An 18,253-nucleotide genomic window follows, 5' to 3' on the forward strand; every position below is an offset into this window, starting at 1 on the left:
GTAAACGCCCAGAAAGCATCACAGTTCAATTGCTTCAAAATGGAACAGAATTTAAAACACAAGAAGTGAAAGCTGATAAAGAAGGCAACTGGAACTTTAGTTTCACGGATCTTCCAAAGTACGATGAGCAAGGAAGCGAGTACACGTACACAGTAAGTGAAGTAAAAGTAAACGGATATGAAACAAAAGTAGACGGAACAACGATTACGAACACTTACAAAAATACGGACAAAACAGAAGTTAGTGGTAAGAAAGTCTGGGAAGACTACAACAACAAGTTCAATACACGCCCAGAAAGTATTACGGTTCAATTGCTTCAAAATGGAACAGAGTTCCAAACACAAGAAGTGAAAGCTGATAAAGAAGGCAACTGGAATTTTAACTTCAAAGACCTACCAAAGTATGATGGACAAGGAAATGCGTACACGTACACAGTAAGTGAAGTAAAAGTAAACGGATATGAAACAAAAGTAGACGAAACAACGATTACGAACACTTATAAAAATACGGACAAAACAGAACTAAGTGGTAAGAAAGTCTGGGAAGACTACAACAACAAGTTCAACACACGCCCAGAAAGTATTACGGTTCAATTGCTTCAAAATGGTAAAGAGTTTAACAAGCAAGAAGTGAAAGTTGATAAAGAAGGCAACTGGAATTTTAGCTTCAAAGACCTACCAAAGTATGATGGACAAGGAAATGCATACACGTACACAGTAAGTGAAGTGAAAGTAAACGGATATGAAACAAAAGTAGACGGAACAACGATTACGAACACTTACAAAAATACGGAAACGACTGAAGTTAGTGGTAAGAAAGTCTGGGAAGACTACAACAATAAGTTCAACACACGCCCAGAAAGTATTACGGTTCAATTGCTTCAAAATGGAACAGAGTTCCAAACACAAGAAGTGAAAGCTGATAAAGAAGGCAACTGGAATTTCAGCTTCAAAGATCTACCAAAGTACGATGGACAAGGAAATGAGTTCAAGTACACAGTAAGTGAAGTAAAAGTGAAAGACTATGAAACAAAAGTGGACGGAACAACAATTACGAACACTTACAAAAATACAGAAACAACTGAAGTTAGTGGTAAGAAAGTCTGGGAAGACTACAACAACAAGTTCAACACACGCCCAGAAAGTATTACGGTTCAATTGCTTCAAAATGGTAAAGAGTTTAACAAGCAAGAAGTGAAAGCTGATAAAGAAGGCAACTGGAATTTCAGCTTCAAAGATCTACCAAAGTACGATGAAAAAGGAAACGAGTTCAAGTACACAGTAAGTGAAGTAAAAGTAAATGGATATGAAACAAAAGTAGACGGAACAACAATTACGAACACTTACAAAAATACAGAAACAACAGAAATCAGTGGTAAGAAAGTTTGGGATGATAATAACGCAATAGATCGTCCAGTATCCATCAAAGTAGACTTATTACAAAATGGAAAAGTGATTGACACGAAAGAAGTAAGCGTGGCAACAAACTGGAAGTACACGTTTGAAAAACTACAAGTATATGATGCAAACGGAGTAGCGTACAAGTATGAAGTGAAAGAACAACCAGTAGCGGGATACAAATCCGAAGTAAATGGTTATGACATCACGAATACAAAAATCAAGGACGAACCAGGTGTAGATCCAAAAGATCCAAGCACAGATCCGAAAGATCCAAGCACAGATCCAAAAGATCCGAGCACAGATCCAAACACAAATACAGACAAAAATAGCGATTCAAAAGTTCCACCTACTACAGAAAATGATAAGCCAACATTACTTCCTAACACAGGAGGAACATCAGCAGAAACGATTTCAATTCTTGGCGGTATGGTATTGTTCCTTTTAGGTGGAATTCTATTTGCTCGTCAGCTAATAAAATAATAAAAGAGCTTTAGATTATTGATTAAACCGTAATCTGAGTAGCAGACAAGTTGAAAAATTACTATTGATATTACGCCCTTTAGGTAAGTATTCAAAAAACTTCACGATAAAGTGAAGAGAAGAATGCAACCTGAAGGGTTTTTTTATAGAAAAAGAGAACAGTTTCAAGTTGGACTCAATCGGCAGCCCAATAATATGGTCAGCTTTCATAGAGATAAGCGGCTCTAAAGCGATAACAAAACCGGTTTTAAGAAGTCTATTATCCATTGGACCATAAGCTTAGAATGCGGTGTGGTATCTCATGTAATTTAAGATCAATGACCATGTTCCATTAAGTTTTGGATGACTGTATGGCCATTTTTATGGCGAATTTAGAAATAGTATTCTGTAAAGCTTTGTTCTTGAGTAGCTGCAGCAGCGTTTGTTTCAGGAATAAAGGCATTAGTTCCTGAAATTCAAGTTAAAGTTAACGCACCTGCAAGAATAATTTTTTCATAATGGAAAAGCCTCTTTATTAGACGTAATCACTATTATTACAATTTTTATTCTACATGGTAATACCATGTAATAAATATGCTATTATGCATATTTTGCAATTTTTTATTCTATATGATAATGCCATGTAATAAACATGTTTTTATACATATTTATTTTTCCTTAATAAAAAGCCACCGATTAATCGGTAGCTTGGAAATAGTATTAAGCAGCTTTTTGTCCTGCTTTCACGTTAGATTGAAGGATATCATAGACACCGGTTCCAATGACCTCTAATGCCATTTTCATACGTTTAGGTGAAATGTTTTCGAATACATTATCTTGAGGTGTATGGTATACCTTTTCGATATGATAGATTAATGGATTCCAGCTATCGACACCCATCCAAATAAATAGAGCGGAGGGAATACCCACTTCAGCAAATGGCACGTGATCACTAGAACCGAATTTTCCTTGAAGAACGAGATCATTATTTAATTGTTTACCTGCTTGTAAAGCGGCATCCGTTACAAGGTTTGTAGAACCATCAGGAGTCATAGCGTATAAATTCTTTGCTTTATCATAATTTGTTGCCACCATATCAGCATTAAAGACACCTAAAATACGGTCACGTTCTTTTTGAGATAGACTATTCACATAATAACCCGAACCGAGTAAACCCATTTCCTCGGAACCGAAAGCAATAAAGCGAATTTCTTTATCAGTTTCTACATTTTGAAAAGCACGAGCTAATTCTAATACTAATCCAGTCCCAGAAGCATTATCATTGGCACCAGGTGCGCCACCGACGCTATCATAGTGCGAACTTACAACGACTGCTTTTTCATTACCTGTACTATTTTTTGGTTTCTTTTTTGCAATGACATTTAGTGATGTTAAATTAGATTCGTGTCTAGCTTTTAAAGAAAGGATTGTTGTTCCTTTTTTCGCAATTTCTTCTTTAAATGCATTCCCTTGAGCGTAAGCAAGGCCAAATACAGGTACGGATTGTTTTTTCGTTAAGCGAGGATTGAAAGTTTGTCCATAGTTTCCGCGTCCTCCAATTAAACTGTATAAAAGAACCCCTTTTGCCCCTTTACTAACAGCATTTTCAACTTGCTTATTATAATCCGCTACTGTTGCACCTCGTTCGAATAAAACAATTTTTCCGCTAACCTCATTCGGAATTTCATCTAATTTTGTTCCATTTTTAACGAAGATAAGTGGTGCTGTGATAGCTGCTGTAGAAATTAGTGCATTGGGAGCAGCGCCAGCTTGCCAATTACGTTTTGTGGATAATGGTGATTCGATAAATCCAACGTATTGATCCGGTACTTGAAAGGGCTGATATTCTACTTCATATCCCATTGATTTAAGCTGCATACCAACGTAGCGAGAAGCCCATTCTTCTGATTTTGTACCACCAGGGCGGGGACCGATTGTCTCGGATAAGAAACGGATATGTTCGATGGCGCGGCTTGCATCAACTTGTTTTGTAATAGATGGGGCCTGTGTAATTTCTGATGTAGAATCAGCTTTTGCTTGAACAATTGGAGCTAAGCTAAAGGCGAGTGATACAGTAAGCAAGGAGCTTACTATTTTTTGTTTCAGTGATTTTCTCATTTTTTCCTCTCCCATTCTTCTATTCTCTCTGACTGACAAAAGAAGACGGATAACGACTTTATTTTACTCTTGGATTTCTGAAATTTCAATCTATTAACATTGAGAAATAAAGTAAAACGTTAATGAGTGGGATAAGAAACGCTATATGTATATTTGCATATTTTTAGTGAGTATATGTATGCTATCATTCTAAATGAAGGTTTGCTTTCTGTTCTGAAGGCTCCTACATTGCATGAATCTAGTGTACCCAAACTTTAGATTATGTAGGGAAAAGGAATCCGTTATAGGGTTTCTTTTCTCATGTTTGAATCATGTGATGGTAACTATGTTTCCGCATTTCATAATTATCATCAGTGATATATGTAAGGCATCCATATGAAAATACGAGGCTGTTCAAGAGTTTTCCGTACTTTTGGACAGCCTCACCCCGTTAAGAAGGTGATGCTTTGATGCACCACCTTTTTATTTATATAAGCTTTTACATGCATAAAAATAATAAAAAACAGCCGTTTCAGTAACAGGAATCTACAAAACAGCTGCTTTTTATTATATTTCGGTTAAGATAATCGGTTCGCCACGTGTTACAACGATTGTATGCTCACATTGTGCAACAAGACTTTTATCAGGTGTAACGAATGTCCAACCATCATCCCCGCGCTCAATAATATGATCTGCTTTCATAGATATGAATGGCTCTACAGCGATAACAAGACCATCTTTTAGAAGTGCATTATCCATTGGATCATAGTAGCTTAAGATATGATTTGGAGCCTCGTGTAAGCTAAGCCCAATGCCGTGACCAGTTAAGTTTTGAATAACGTTGTATCCATTTTTATGTGCAAAGTTAGAAACAGCACGACCAATTTGGTTTTGTTTTGATCCAGCTTTTATTTTTTTCATTGCTTCCCAAAACGCATCTACCGCAGCTTGGCATAGCTTTTCTTTTTTTTCGTCTTCACCAAGAACAAATGAAATACCTGTATCTGCATAATAACCGTCAAGTGCTGCTGATACGTCTACGTTTACTAAGTCGCCTTCTTTTAATACACGATCTCCTGGAATACCGTGAGCAACTTCTTCGTTTATACTAATGCAAGTTACACCTGGGAATTTATATTCTTTTTCAGGTGCTGATATAGCACCGTGCTCATCTAATACTTTTTTACCAATTAAATCAAGCTCTTTCGTTGTCATACCTGGCTTCGCTTGTTGTTTCATTTCTTCGCGTGCAAGTGCAACGATGCGGCCGATTTTTCGTAAACCTTCTAAATCTTGTTCATTACGAATAATCATGAAAACCACTGTCCTTCCTCGAATATATATCTTATCCGATTGTATCATGTTTATTTTGCTCCTGCTACTCGCTTGCAGTATGCGGGTTGATTCCTCTCACAAAGAATACATGACAATTGTCATATGGATGTCATGACGCATCATACTGTTTCCTAACTTTTCCAACACATACAATGTAAATATAAGAAACGGCGGGGGTGGAGAGATGGAAAAGATTATTGAAGTAAATGGTGTTTCTAAAACATTTAAACATAAAAAAGCAGTAAATAACGTTTCATTTCATGTAAATAAAGGGCAAATAGTAGCATTACTCGGTCCAAATGGTGCGGGGAAAACAACGACAATTTCAATGATGCTCGGATTAAAAGATCCGACAGAGGGGAATGTCTCTATATTTGGAAAGAGTCCGAAGCATAGAGATGTTCGTAATAGCCTTGGTGCGATGCTACAAGAAGTAAGTGTGATTGATAGTATCACGGTAGAAGAGGCAATTGAGTTATTCCGTAGTTATTATACGAATCCTGTAGAGAAAGAAATATTACTGCAGTTGTCAAACTTAGAACCAGAAAGAAAGCAAAGATGTGAGAAATTATCGGGCGGTCAAAAAAGAAGGTTAAATTTTGCGCTGGCACTTGCAGGGAATCCAGAGTTGTTATTTTTAGATGAACCAACTGTAGGGATGGACATAACATCTCGAAAAACGTTTTGGGAAACGATTAGAAAATTAGCAAGTGAAGGGAAAACGATTATTTTAACAACACATTATTTAGAAGAAGCGGATGCGCTAGCAGATCGAATTTTATTATTTGCGAACGGAAAGATTATCGCAGATGGCACACCAGATGAGATGAAAGCGACTATTTCTCGAAAAACAATCTCGTTTTATTCGAAAGAGAAAATTCCTAAGAGTTTACTAAAGGACTTACCGCATGTAACAGAAGTACAGTCAAATGAAGGGCGCTTCACTTTAACGACGGAAGATACAGATGCCACTTTACAAGCAATTTATCAGAGGAATCTACCTGTAACAGACGTTTCAGTTGAACGTGGAAGCCTCGATGAAGCATTTGAACAGTTTGTTGCAAATCAGAAGGAGGGAATCGCATGAGAGCATTATGGATGCAATGTAAAATAGAGGTTTTACGTACGTTCCGCAATAAATTATTCATCTTTTTCTCATTATTAATGCCAGTTATGTTTTATTACATCTTTACAAATGTTGTTCAAGTCCCGCAAAACGGAGATGCATGGAAAGCACATTATTTAATTTCAATGGCGACTTTCAGTATTGTAGGGACTGCCCTTTTTAGTTTCGGTGTGAGACTTTCTCAGGAAAAAGGGCAAGGATGGACACATTTGTTAAAAATTACACCGCTTCCAGAGGGAGCATATTTAGCAGCTAAAATTATTGCTCAAACAGTAGTGAATGCTTTTTCAATCTTAGTTATTTTTATGGCAGGAATATTAATTAATAATGTTGAGTTAACGATAGGCCAATGGATTGGTGCAGGATTATGGCTATTACTAGGCGTGACACCATTTTTAGCCCTTGGAACAGTAATAGGTTCAATTAAGAAGGCGGATGCAGCAGCTGGTTTAGCCAATATTTTAAATATGAGTCTGGCTGTAATCGGTGGATTATGGATGCCAATTGAAGTGTTCCCGAAAATATTAAGATCTATTGGTGAATGGACACCAACATACCACTTTGGAAGCGGTGCATGGGACATTGTAGCTGGGAAATCAGTTGGTTGGGAAAATATCGCGGTACTAGGAGGTTATTTCCTTATATTTGTTGTAGTATCAATATATATAAGAAAAAGACAGGAAGCGGTATAAATGATAGAGAAGAAGAGGTTTGAAGTTTTTCCGAAACAGATGGGTTTCTTCCCGTATATGTGGTTAGTGTATCTGTTATTTCCGATTTACCATCTAACGCAGGTATCAGGGTGGAAACTTGGGATAGGGAGCGGTATGTTGGTGCTTTTTATTATCACATACCGTCAACTTTATTTTGTTAATAAGACGTTCATTTTATGGGCATGTATTCAAATGGTACTCATCTTTTTATTTGCCTTATTTTATAATGCTTTTATGATATTTTTTGGTTTTTTCACGGCAAGTGCGATGGGCTTTGCGCCAAGTAAGAAAGTATTTCGAGTGTTGTTAGGACTGTTGATTACAATGCTTGGGGCCTTTATATTCGTATATTTTAAGCATTTAACAACTACAAATTTAGTGAATATAGTTCCAATGTTTATTTTAATGCTTCTTACGCCATTTGGAATGCGTAATTTTAATCAAAAAAAGATGTTAAAAAATCAACTAAACGAAGCAAACGAACAAATTAAAGACTTAGTAAAACGTGAAGAACGTCAGCGAATCGCAAGAGATCTTCATGATACGTTAGGGCATACGTTATCTCTTATTACTTTAAAGAGTCAGCTTGTGGAGAAATTGATTGTGATGAATCCAGAACGCGCAAGTATAGAGGCGAAGGAGATTACACAAACATCTCGTACTGCTTTAAAACAACTGCGCGAGTTAATTTCTGATATGCGTATGATTACAGTGGAAGAAGAACTTGAGCAAATAAAAGCAATTTTACAAGCGGCTAATATTGAATTAGAGGTAAAGCAAGAAGCTAATTCTAGTTCGTTATCACCAATTGAACAAAATATTTTAGGAATGTGTTTACGTGAGGCAGTTACGAATATTGTAAAGCATAGTAAGGCGACGGAGTGCATTGTATCTGTATTAGAATCGCAAGGTGAACTGATTTTGAAAGTAGAGGATAATGGCGTAGGTTTGGAAAATCAAAATCATGATGGAAACGGTATTCGCGGTATGAAGGAGCGGATCGCCCTTATTGATGGGTTTGTTGAACTAAATACGATAAATCCAGGGACACTATTAATAGTAAAAGTACCAGTTGTTATTAGAACAGGAAAAGATGAGGTGAGGGCATGATTCGAATTATTATTGCAGAAGATCAGCGAATGCTTCGTGGTGCGTTAGGAGCCCTGCTTGATCTAGAGGATGATATTGAAGTAGTTGGTCAGGCTGCGAATGGGGAAGAGGCGTTAAAATTAATCGAATCGCTAAGGCCTGATATAAGTATTATGGATATTGAAATGCCGATTCAAAGTGGTTTAGATGTTGCTGAAGCGCTGAAGAAGGAAAAGTCACCTTGTAAAGTAATGATTTTAACAACATTTGCACGACCAGGTTATTTTGAACGGGCAATGAAAACTGGTGTTCACGGGTATTTATTAAAGGATAGCCCAAGCGAGGACTTAGCTTCAGCAATTCGAAATGTCATGAAAGGGAAGCGAGAAATTTCGCAGGAGCTAATGTTTGGCTTATGGCAGGAACAAAATCCGCTATCAGATCGTGAAAAAGAAGTGCTGGTACTTGCGAAAGAAGGAAAGACTACAAATGAAATTGCTAAGATGCTCTATCTTTCGCCTGGTACAGTGCGTAATTATATTTCGGAAGTATTAGCAAAACTGGAAGCGAAAAATAGAATTGAGGCAATTACAATTGCAGAAGAAAAGGGATGGATATGAAAAGAAGTTTACCTACGAGTGGTAAACTTCTTTTTTCTTATAAACAAGTATTTCAATAGAGAGTTTCGTCGCAGTCGCATCGCTCAGAATTTGAAGTATATCGCGTAATTTAGATTTTACTTCATTTTTCGACAAAAAATTTGTTATAGTAAGATTAGGTTGTTGGTCTAAATTTTGGACAACTTTACCACTAACAGTTGTAATTACTCCATTTTTATCTACTTTTACAATAAGATCTTGGCCATATACTTTATAATTTTCGTAAGTTTGTGCAAGGCGAACTTCGGTTTGACTTTCTTTTGTTTCTTTATTTGTAGGTTGGGAATCTACATTCATTTCAGTTGTCACTCACTCTTGTTGAGCTTTAGCCTCATTTATCTCACCCTTTAAATACTTTTTCGGCATATATTTTTGTATCATTTTGAGGTTGTGTTAATTTTTAAATCGTTAAACTAGGCTGAGCAATTTCAACGTTTACTTCATTTCTATCTAGTTCTTGGGTGTGAATAGCTTCTGCTGATAAAGGATAAAGAAGACCGAATGTAACGAAAGCACGGGCAAATTTTCTATAATTTATCTATAAAATTACTAGTCTATTATATTATGCGAGATGAATTGTATGAGGAATTTGCCGAATTTTATATATATTATGCATTATTTCATATCAAAAATTGTCGAATGCACATTATTGTAGTGGTATGACAACTTGAAAAAATTAGATTGTTATAATGGGATGGTGAGTAAGTATGCACGCAGAAAAATTAGGAAGTGAAATAAAGAAAATTAGGGCGATGAGGGGATTAACACAAAAACAGTTATCCGATAATATATGTCATCAATCGGAAGTGAGCCGAATTGAATCAGGCGCGGTATACCCAAGTATGGATATATTGCAAGGTATTGCAGCGAAATTACAAGTTCCTATTATTCACTTTTATGAGGTACTTATTTATTCTGATATTGAAAGAAAAAAGTTATTTAAAGATAGAATTCAAATGTTGAGTAAGAAGAAACAATATGCTGAAATTTATAGCGTTGTTTCAAATGAATTAAAAAAAGAAAAGTTTCATCCAGAATTTAATCAGTTTCTTCTTTGGTACTATTACTTATCTGCATATGTTTTACAGAAAATTAATTTTGAATATTGCATTTTAGAGTTAAAAAAAATTGTACATCAATCATACGGAGGGATAGATGTATTTCAAAATTTATATATTGAAAATTCTATTGCAAGTATTTGTGCAGAAAATAATCAATTAGATAGGGCAATAACTTCATTTCGAGCTATTTTAGAACAGTTAGAATCGCTACATAATAATGAGGCATTCACAGTTAAAGTTCGATACAATTATGCAAAAGCTTTATATTTGAGTGATCAGTTTGAAGAAGCATTGTACCAAGTAAATGAAGCGATCGAAGCTTCTCGTTATATGGGAAGTATGGAATTAATCGGTCAATTGTATTATCAAAAGGGCGAGTGCCTTGAGAAATTAGAGTGTTCATCAGATGATATTAAAGAAGTGTATAAAAAAGCGTCTTTCTTCTTTGATTTATTAGATTTACATTCGTACAAAGAAACTTTATTAAAAAAGAAGAAGTATTTAAATTAAAATGATTTGAAATATGTATAATGCTATATTTCGTAAGTTACATCCGCCAAAAGTAATGGTATCCCAAAAAATGGGTATGCATAATTGCATAAATTGTGGATAAATTTTCATGATATATTATAAGAAAACAATGTGGGTGATGGAATATGAAAAAACTACTTATTGGTAGTCTATTAACGTTAGCAATGGCATGGGGTATTTCATTAGGAGATACAGCTTTAGAGAAAAGCCAAGTAATTTCTTATAATGATCAAGAGGTACAATTAGCTTCAGATTTACCATTTGAACATTAAAAAAACAACCGTCTTACTTAGACGGTTGTTTTTTTGTGGAGTAACATCCAAACATCTTTACTAGAAACAGGTTTGCTAAAGAGGAATCCTTGAATATGGTCACAGTTTTGTTCATGTAAAAACTTCCATTGTTCTTCTGTTTCTACACCTTCCGCAATAACCTCTAAATTTAATTCTTTCGATAGCTTAATAATGGAAGCGATAATCGCTTCTTCTAAAGGGCTATTTGTAATTCCACAAATAAATTCTCGAGCAATTTTTAATGTATTGATTGGATATTTCGTTAAATAAGCTAAAGAACTATAACCAGTTCCAAAGTCATCAATTGAAATTTGGATACCGAGATTTTGCAGTTCTTCTAGTTTAGCAATTACAGAATGATTTTGATTAATTGCGATACTTTCTGTAATCTCAATATCTAGCGCTTCCGGCTTTAGTTCTGTTTCTTCCAAGACCTTTGAAATAGTTGATATTAAATATGCGTGATTAAATTGAACAACAGATAAGTTTACACCAACCTTTAAGTGAGAAAATCCTTGGTTATGCCACTTTTTTGCTTCTAAGCAGGCGGTACGTAAAATCCAATTGCCAAGTTCAATAATAAATCCTGTTTCCTCTGCTAGAGGAATGAATTGGGCAGGCGATACAATCCCGAGTTTTGGATGTTTCCAGCGAACTAATGCCTCAAAACCGATAATTTGTTTTGTTTTTGTATTTACTTGCGGTTGATATTCAAGGAAAAATTCATTTTGTTGCAGAGCTTTTGAAAGTTCACCTTCTAGGAAGTGTATTTCATTTTGTGCAATACTCATTTCTTTTGAGAAGAAAATGAATCTATTTTTCCCATTAGCTTTTGCTCGATACATAGCCATATCTGCATTTTTTATTAATTCGGTTACATCGGTTCCATAGTCAGGGTACATTGCAATTCCGATACTCGGTGTAATAGAAAGTTCTTCATCTTTAATAAAGTAAGGCTTATTTAAAATAGTTAAAATTTGTTCAGCTATAAAAGAAGCACTTTTTTCAGAGTACATATCTGGTAATAGAATCGTAAATTCATCTCCGCCTTGGCGGGCAACGATATCTTTTGAACGTAAACATCCACGTAATCTTTTTGCTACTTCAATTAATAATAAATCCCCGACATCATGGCCGAGTCGATCGTTAATTTTTTTAAATCGATCTAGGTCGAGGAACATAACTGCAACGTCATTAGTGTTGTTTTGAGCTAGATTTAAAATCGTTTTTAAATCTTTTTCGAATTTCCGTCGATTCGGTAGTCCTGTAAGTGCATCATGGAAAGCCATATGCTCTACTTGCTTTTGTTTTTCATATAAAGTTGTAATATCACGTGCGATACCAAACATCCCAACAACTTCTTTATTTATAAAAATAGGGATGAATGTAATGTGAAGGTGATAATAATAACCTTCTTTTTCTTTTGTACGAATTTCTAGAGTTTGTGGTCTACCTTCTTTTGTAATTTGTAAAGATTTCTTCAATAATTCATGATCTTGTGGATCAATGAAGTGTTTAAGAGAATAGCTTGTTACTTCACAATAATAGGCTGTAAATAAACTTTCACAAGCCTTATTAGATTGTTGAAAAATCCCGTTCATATTTAAAGAAAAAACAGCATCAGGATGATCTTCGAATAAAGATTTATAACGTTGTTCACTTTTTGATAGGGCAGATACGCCTTCTTCAACGTTGTCTTCTAGTTGTGTAGTCAACTGTTCATACGTATCGATTAATACTTGATTATCTCTCCACATGTAAAGTTGTCGTAGGAATAATAATACTAGTGATAATACGAGACCGATTAGCATGAACTTATCATCCCAAGGTTGAATAACAACAAAGGAAAAAGTAATGATTATACTAAAATAAGGTAATATAAAGCGTACATAATCGAATCGATAATATTTCGTTTTCGTTTCATGTTGCATTGGTTTATCCAAAATGTACAGTATGGACGATAAACCGATTAGTAAAATCGAAGCAGTATGTATTAAATAAGAGACTTCAGAAGAAGTTCCCATTCCCGTGTTTAATTGGAATAGATGTATATATCCGTACACAAGTATGATAGTAAAGCCAATAATTAATGAGATTCTACTAGAAGAATACCGTTCTCTTCTATATAGGCTAATAACGGCGTAAATTACTAATGATTGTGCGATAAAATACCCAATCAAAATCCACGTGTCCTTTGTTAACATACGAAAGCTTGAAATATCTAAAATAAAGGTTAAGGTAAAATAAATATTCATAATAATAATGAATATGCTATCGAATGAAAATTGAGCAAGGCCTCTAATAGAGTAATGTTTTATGAACTTTATAGCAAAGCCAGAGAAGAGTAAAATATATTGTACGATGAAAAAGGGCAACGCCTTATATGAGAATATGACTTGATCATATATAGAAAGTGAATGAAGAAATAAAGTTATCTCCATTGTCAATCCACATAGGCAAGTGCATAGTACTAAAACCCAAAATAGTTTGTCACCGCGCTTCATTTTTTTAATCGCTTTATATAAGCAATAGCAAGAAAAGAGTGCAGCAAAACAAAATAAGAAGAGAATTCCAATTTCTTTTATATTTAAATCCTTAGGGATAAGGAATATCCAAAGAGAAAATATAATTATATACATCATGACAAATTGTACATATTTTTTTGATTAATCATATTATGACTCCGTTTCAATAAGGTTGAATCTCAGGGGAAAATGCTAATCTAAATAATAGCATACAAACGGGGATGTTTTTTACTATAAAAATTACTTTTTTTTGAAAAAAATAGCGCAACGTTACAATTTACCATTGTAACGTTGCGCCATTTTTTCTTTTTATCCCTCTTATAGAAGAGATTTCATCTATTAACTGAAGAAGTGCTAAATCCTTTTGTTTACTTTCAATCATAATATCGAAATCATGATCAATTTTTTTTGTAATGTGTAAAAAAGGTTTAATAAACTCTAAATCAATATAATTTGCGTGAGCTCTAAATTCTTTTTCGGATTTAGGAGAAGAAATATGAACTTTAGGAAGGACATTTGTATGTGACCAAGTTTTAAATATCATAGGAAGTAATTCTTCTAGCGGTTCATTACAAAGGTTCGCTATGTGGTGATGATAATCGAACACGAAAGGGATTTGCTCTTTTTGACAAATAGCCAAAGTTTCAGAAGTTGTATATGTTTTATCGTCATTTTCAAGAGTCATTTGTCTTTTCACATGGAATGGAAGTTTTTGTATGTTTTCATGAAAACGTTCGATTGCCTTTTCCTTATTTCCATACGCGCCACCTACATGGATATTAATGTAGGAAGAATCTGCAATTCCCATAGCATTTAACACATTATAATGATAGGTCATATCTGTAATAGCATTAGTTGTAATATGTGGTTTGTCGCTTGTAAATAGTGTGAATTGGTTGGGATGAAAACTTACGCGTAAATTGTGTTCTTGAATTAATGCTCCTATTTTACGCCATAGTGGAGCAAATATTTGAATGTAATCAAATTCAACTTCAGGATGTGTTGCAAGCGGAACGATAGAAGATGATAAACGATATAATGGAATTTCGTGTGCAATATTGTAATGAAGGATGCGTATTGTATGTTCTAGATTTTGCAGTGTAACATTATATAATTTATCTTCACGCTCTTGTTTTTTTAGCTTTTTCCAGCTTGTAAATGTCATTGTTTTGGCAGGCGAACAGTCCCATAATGCCGTAGCATGTGAGACATATCCAAATCGAATTATCATATGTGATGCACCTCCTTGGCCCTTGAAATTTCTCTATAAAAAGAACGCGAGTATCGTTCCTATCCATTCCTTTCCTCTATCGATAATGGAGAGAGGATTGACATCTTCGAAGGAAAGTAATAAGGAGCGTTCCAAATCTTCCTCGAATTTACGTTTTACTTCTTGTATGAAATGTTTATCGTATAAAAGGCAATTGATTTCATGGTTAATATATATACTTCTCATATCGAAATTAGCAGTTCCGATATCACAAGTATGATCGTCTACTATAATAATTTTTGCGTGGAAAAATCCTTGCTGAAAAGCGTAAATATTACAACCAGCTTGTATTAACTTTCGGCAATATGGGAATTTTGCTTCTCGAACGAGGGCGTGATCAGCTTTTTGTGGAACGAGAATAGTTATTTGAACCCCACGTTTTCGCGCTTTTAATAATGCATTCATAATTTTTTTTCCAGGGATAAAATATGGTGTACCGATAAAGAGTTCTTTTTTCGCGCTTTCGATTAAATGTAAAAATGTATTTTGTAAATAGGCACCATCAGTAGGGATGAAACGATGTAGAATGGTCCCTGGTTGTTGCATAGGAAAATAAAGAGATGAATCTAATAAATTTTGGTCTGTATCGTCGAGCCAATCATGTAAAAATTGTTTTTGTAAATCTTGTATCCCTTCTCCTGTAAGACGTAAATGATAATCTCGCCATAACCCTAACCTTTGATTATGCCCTAAATATTCTTCGCCAATGTTAAATCCACCAATATAACCAATTTTCCCGTCAATAACTGTAATTTTTCTATGGTTTCTTTGATTTGCAGAAAAGAAAGGAAAAGGAAATTTCACTTTATGACAAAATGAAAAAGAGACACCATGCTTTTGTAGCGAGTAAATCGCTTCTTTTGATAAATAATGACTTCCAAACCGGTCGAGTAAAAGTCTTACTTCAATTCCTTCTTGTGCTTTATCGATAAGTAACTTTAAAAACGTACGACTTATATCATCGTTTTTTACAATAAAAAATAAAACGTGCACATGGTGTTTAGCTTGTTTTATATCAGTAAAGAGAGCATCGTATAGATCATTTCCGTATGTATAAAGGCGAAAATCACTTTGACGTAAAGGGAAAGAACGAGAACGTACACGCTTTAAATGAACAATTCTCCCATATGAAAGGTCGATTGTAATCCAGAGAGCGCTGCCTAATAACAAGAGAGATAAGAAAAACATAAGTAAATTCCCTCCTTCACGGTCTTTTCACCATCAATTTTTTACAAATCAAAATTTCACTGTATCCCGCTATTTGCGGGCAGTAAGACTCCCACCTCAAAATTGGGTTAAAGCAAAGAAGTTGGTTGGGATTCGGGCCGCCCCGTAAAAGCCAGATTGGTGAGGGCTAATAATCAGTAGGGAATAAACAGCTCCCTACTGATTAAAGTTTCACTTTATAGTTTCACCGAAATAAACAGCTTTATTAAAAAATGTGTTGTTGTATAACAAAAAACTGTTGACTGAATGCTCACTCATTATATAATGGGAATAGGGGATATAATTCAGAAAATTATATATTTTCGAAGATTCTAAAAAAGAAAGAGAGCTTACAAAGAGAGGGGTAGCATAAAATGAATAGCTTACTAATCATTAATTGGCTGGCTGCCATTGCTGTTATTGCTTATGCGGGGTATTTGTTTGTATATCTTATACGAACAAGGATGGCCTACATACAATTAGGAAAAAAGATCGAATTTGACCGTCGTTTTAAAGAGCGTTGGGATCTTCTTAAGGTCAATGTTTTCGGTCAGAAAAAGCTGCTGAAAGATAAAAAGAGCGGCATCATTCACGTTATGTTCTTTTACGGATTTATTCTTGTCCAATTTGGAGCAATTGACTTCGTTTGGAAAGGACTTGCACCAGGATCGCATCTTCCACTTGGACCACTATACCCTGCATTTACATTCTTCCAGGAAATTGTCACACTCGTTATTTTAATTGCAGTCTTTTGGGCTTTTCATAGACGCTATATTGAAAAGCTTGTTCGTTTGAAACGTAATTTTAAATCAGGCCTTGTTCTTATCTTTATTGGTGGCTTAATGATTTCTGTGCTACTTGGTAATGGGATGGGAATTATATGGCACGGCGAGGAGCTTTCATGGAGTGAACCTATCGCTTCTGCAATCGCTTACGTTTTCTCGGGATTAAATGAAACCGTAGCCATTTCAGTGTTCTATTTCTCTTGGTGGGTGCATTTACTAATTTTGTTAACGTTTTTAGTTTATGTTCCACAATCAAAACATGCGCATTTAATTGCTGGACCAGTTAACGTGTTTTTTGGTCGTCTTTCAAATCCAGGAAAACTTGAAAAAATCGATTTTGAAGATGAAACGCAAGAAACATTCGGTGTTGGTAAAATTGAAGACTTTAGACAAAATCAACTTATCGACTTATATTCCTGCGTCGAATGTGGTCGTTGTACAAATATGTGTCCGGCAACAGGAACAGGGAAAATGTTATCACCGATGGATTTAATTTTAAAACTTCGTGATCATTTAACTGATAAAGGAGCAGCGGTAACATCAAAAGCACCGTGGGTTCCAGTTGTTGCTTTTAATAATACACAAGGAAATCAGTTAGCGATGATGGCAGCTGGAAAAGGACAACAAGAATCAGCGGCTACAGCGCTAGCGTACGACCCAAGTTTAATCGGGGACGTTATTACAGAAGAAGAGATTTGGGCATGTACAACGTGTCGTAACTGTGAGGACCAGTGCCCAGTTATGAATGAGCATGTTGACAAAATTATTGATTTACGCCGCTATCTCGTTTTAACAGAAGGAAAAATGGACGCGGAAGCGCAGCGTGCAATGACAAACATTGAGCGTCAAGGTAATCCGTGGGGACTGAACCGTAAAGAGCGTGAAACATGGCGCCAAGGTGACGATGAAGTAACAGTTCCAACTGTAAAGGAGAAATCAAAAGCTGGCGAAGAGTTTGAATACTTATTCTGGGTTGGATCAATGGGTTCGTATGACAATCGCAGTCAGAAGATTGCGATATCATTTGCGAAGCTAATGAACGAAGCAGGCATTTCATTCGCAATTCTTGGTAACAAGGAAAAGAACTCTGGTGATACACCGCGCCGCCTTGGAAATGAATTTGTATTCCAGGAAATGGCGACTAAAAATATTGAAGAATTTGAAAAAGCAGGAGTGAAGAAAATCGTTACGATTGACCCTCATGCTTATAACACTTTTAAAAATGAGTACCCGGACTTTGGCTTACAAGCAGAAGTCTATCATCATACAGAATTACTAGCCCAGTGGGTGAAGGAAGGTCGTTTAAAACCTGTCCATTCTATTGAAGAGACAGTTACGTACCATGATTCCTGTTACTTAGGAAGATACAACGAGGTATACGAAGCGCCGCGCGATATTCTAAAAGCAATTCCAGGTGTAAACCTTGTAGAAATGGCGCGTAACCGTGAAACGGGAATGTGCTGTGGTGCGGGTGGCGGCCTAATGTGGATGGAAGAAACGACAGGTTCTCGTATTAACGTTGCTCGTACAGAACAAGCGCTAGCTGTACAGCCGTCAATTATCGGTACAGGATGCCCGTATTGCTTAACGATGATTAGTGACGGCACGAAAGCGAAAGAAGTTGAAGAAACAGTTCAAACTTTGGACGTAACAGAGATTTTAGAACGCTCAGTTATCGGACAGAAGAAAGAAGCAATGTAGTTT

General features: G+C 35.5%; 13 protein-coding genes and 2 pseudogenes. 8 read left to right on the top strand and 7 right to left on the bottom strand.

All coding sequences use genetic code 11. From position 1 onward, the window contains the following. Nucleotides 1-1,880, top strand: a 1,880-nt coding sequence (locus B5P40_RS02875) for a Cna B-type domain-containing protein (protein WP_181462928.1), incomplete at its 5' end; no start/stop codon positions are given. Between the two features lie 189 nt (nucleotides 1,881-2,069). On the opposite strand, the pseudogene B5P40_RS02880 reads toward B5P40_RS02875, so the two are convergent. The 3 genes and pseudogenes from B5P40_RS02880 to map all read right to left on the bottom strand — a co-directional run. Then, a pseudogene (locus B5P40_RS02880) lies at nucleotides 2,070-2,245 on the bottom strand (type I methionyl aminopeptidase); the annotation flags it as partial. 334 nt (nucleotides 2,246-2,579) lie between these two features. Beyond that, nucleotides 2,580-3,977: a M28 family metallopeptidase gene (locus B5P40_RS02885; protein ID WP_113708902.1), complete on the bottom strand. Its 1,398-nt coding sequence runs from the start codon at nucleotides 3,975-3,977 to the stop codon at nucleotides 2,580-2,582. A 546-nt stretch (nucleotides 3,978-4,523) separates the two neighbouring features. Further along, nucleotides 4,524-5,318 (bottom strand): type I methionyl aminopeptidase, encoded by a 795-nt coding sequence (gene map / locus B5P40_RS02890; protein WP_002184512.1) that lies wholly within the window; start codon nucleotides 5,316-5,318, stop codon nucleotides 4,524-4,526. A gap of 157 nt (nucleotides 5,319-5,475) precedes the next feature. Here map and B5P40_RS02895 point away from each other — a divergent pair, with 157 nt between their 5' ends. From B5P40_RS02895 to B5P40_RS02910, 4 genes are read left to right on the top strand one after another with little or no spacing between them, the layout of a single operon-like run. Continuing rightward, the gene (locus tag B5P40_RS02895) at nucleotides 5,476-6,378 is read left to right on the top strand and encodes an ABC transporter ATP-binding protein (RefSeq protein ID WP_002184513.1); all 903 of its coding nucleotides are present in this window, start codon (nucleotides 5,476-5,478) and stop codon (nucleotides 6,376-6,378) included. After that, nucleotides 6,375-7,109: an ABC transporter permease gene (locus tag B5P40_RS02900; RefSeq protein ID WP_002184514.1), complete on the top strand. Its 735-nt coding sequence runs from the start codon at nucleotides 6,375-6,377 to the stop codon at nucleotides 7,107-7,109. The genes B5P40_RS02895 and B5P40_RS02900 overlap by 4 nt, the downstream gene beginning before the upstream one ends. Further along, on the top strand, nucleotides 7,110-8,240 hold the full coding sequence (locus B5P40_RS02905) for a sensor histidine kinase (protein ID WP_002191304.1): 1,131 nt from the start codon (nucleotides 7,110-7,112) through the stop codon (nucleotides 8,238-8,240). Then, entirely contained in the window at nucleotides 8,237-8,839 is a 603-nt protein-coding gene (locus B5P40_RS02910; RefSeq protein WP_002089785.1) for a response regulator transcription factor, read from the top strand. Before B5P40_RS02905 ends, B5P40_RS02910 begins: the two co-directional genes overlap by 4 nt. Nucleotides 8,840-8,851: 12 nt before the next feature. Here B5P40_RS02910 and B5P40_RS02915 read toward each other — a convergent pair whose 3' ends face one another. After that, nucleotides 8,852-9,175 carry a bacillolysin gene (locus B5P40_RS02915; RefSeq protein ID WP_002138995.1) on the bottom strand — a complete coding sequence of 108 codons (324 nt, stop codon included), beginning with the start codon at nucleotides 9,173-9,175 and terminating at the stop codon, nucleotides 8,852-8,854. 410 nt (nucleotides 9,176-9,585) lie between these two features. Here B5P40_RS02915 and B5P40_RS02925 point away from each other — a divergent pair, with 410 nt between their 5' ends. Together B5P40_RS02925 and papR are read left to right on the top strand one after the other, a co-directional pair. Then, the gene (locus tag B5P40_RS02925) at nucleotides 9,586-10,449 is read left to right on the top strand and encodes a helix-turn-helix domain-containing protein (protein WP_002191303.1); all 864 of its coding nucleotides are present in this window, start codon (nucleotides 9,586-9,588) and stop codon (nucleotides 10,447-10,449) included. A 146-nt stretch (nucleotides 10,450-10,595) separates the two neighbouring features. Next, nucleotides 10,596-10,742, top strand: coding sequence for a quorum-sensing peptide PapR (papR, locus tag B5P40_RS02930; RefSeq protein ID WP_002191302.1), 147 nt, complete (start codon nucleotides 10,596-10,598; stop codon nucleotides 10,740-10,742). Between the two features lie 17 nt (nucleotides 10,743-10,759). On the opposite strand, the pseudogene B5P40_RS02935 reads toward papR, so the two are convergent. From B5P40_RS02935 to cls, 3 genes and pseudogenes are all read right to left on the bottom strand, one after another. Continuing rightward, nucleotides 10,760-13,426 (bottom strand): annotated as a pseudogene (locus B5P40_RS02935) (DUF4084 domain-containing protein); the annotation flags it as partial. Between the two features lie 139 nt (nucleotides 13,427-13,565). Then, nucleotides 13,566-14,519 carry a UV DNA damage repair endonuclease UvsE gene (uvsE, locus tag B5P40_RS02940; protein ID WP_078176160.1) on the bottom strand — a complete coding sequence of 318 codons (954 nt, stop codon included), beginning with the start codon at nucleotides 14,517-14,519 and terminating at the stop codon, nucleotides 13,566-13,568. Nucleotides 14,520-14,552: 33 nt separating this feature from the next. After that, nucleotides 14,553-15,746, bottom strand: a complete 1,194-nt coding sequence (cls, locus tag B5P40_RS02945; protein WP_002089773.1) for a cardiolipin synthase — start codon at nucleotides 15,744-15,746, stop codon at nucleotides 14,553-14,555. A 392-nt stretch (nucleotides 15,747-16,138) separates the two neighbouring features. Between cls and B5P40_RS02950 the strand changes: the two genes are divergently transcribed. After that, on the top strand, nucleotides 16,139-18,250 hold the full coding sequence (locus tag B5P40_RS02950) for a (Fe-S)-binding protein (RefSeq protein WP_002130078.1): 2,112 nt from the start codon (nucleotides 16,139-16,141) through the stop codon (nucleotides 18,248-18,250). The last annotated feature ends 3 nt before the right edge of the window (nucleotides 18,251-18,253 follow it).

Source organism: Bacillus sp. SRB_8 (assembly GCF_003264205.1).
GTDB classification, from domain to species: domain Bacteria; phylum Bacillota; class Bacilli; order Bacillales; family Bacillaceae_G; genus Bacillus_A; species Bacillus_A mycoides.

Bases quoted from the DNA above. Each gene is read 5' to 3' on its own strand.
- B5P40_RS02885 (WP_113708902.1), bottom strand. From the start codon at position 3,977: ATGAGAAAATCACTGAAACAAAAAATAGTAAGCTCCTTGCTTACTGTA.
- map (WP_002184512.1), bottom strand. From the start codon at position 5,318: ATGATACAATCGGATAAGATATATATTCGAGGAAGGACAGTGGTTTTC.
- B5P40_RS02895 (WP_002184513.1), top strand. From the start codon at position 5,476: ATGGAAAAGATTATTGAAGTAAATGGTGTTTCTAAAACATTTAAACAT.
- B5P40_RS02900 (WP_002184514.1), top strand. From the start codon at position 6,375: ATGAGAGCATTATGGATGCAATGTAAAATAGAGGTTTTACGTACGTTC.
- B5P40_RS02905 (WP_002191304.1), top strand. From the start codon at position 7,110: ATGATAGAGAAGAAGAGGTTTGAAGTTTTTCCGAAACAGATGGGTTTC.
- B5P40_RS02910 (WP_002089785.1), top strand. From the start codon at position 8,237: ATGATTCGAATTATTATTGCAGAAGATCAGCGAATGCTTCGTGGTGCG.
- B5P40_RS02915 (WP_002138995.1), bottom strand. From the start codon at position 9,175: ATGAATGTAGATTCCCAACCTACAAATAAAGAAACAAAAGAAAGTCAA.
- B5P40_RS02925 (WP_002191303.1), top strand. From the start codon at position 9,586: ATGCACGCAGAAAAATTAGGAAGTGAAATAAAGAAAATTAGGGCGATG.
- papR (WP_002191302.1), top strand. From the start codon at position 10,596: ATGAAAAAACTACTTATTGGTAGTCTATTAACGTTAGCAATGGCATGG.
- uvsE (WP_078176160.1), bottom strand. From the start codon at position 14,519: ATGATAATTCGATTTGGATATGTCTCACATGCTACGGCATTATGGGAC.
- cls (WP_002089773.1), bottom strand. From the start codon at position 15,746: ATGTTTTTCTTATCTCTCTTGTTATTAGGCAGCGCTCTCTGGATTACA.
- B5P40_RS02950 (WP_002130078.1), top strand. From the start codon at position 16,139: ATGAATAGCTTACTAATCATTAATTGGCTGGCTGCCATTGCTGTTATT.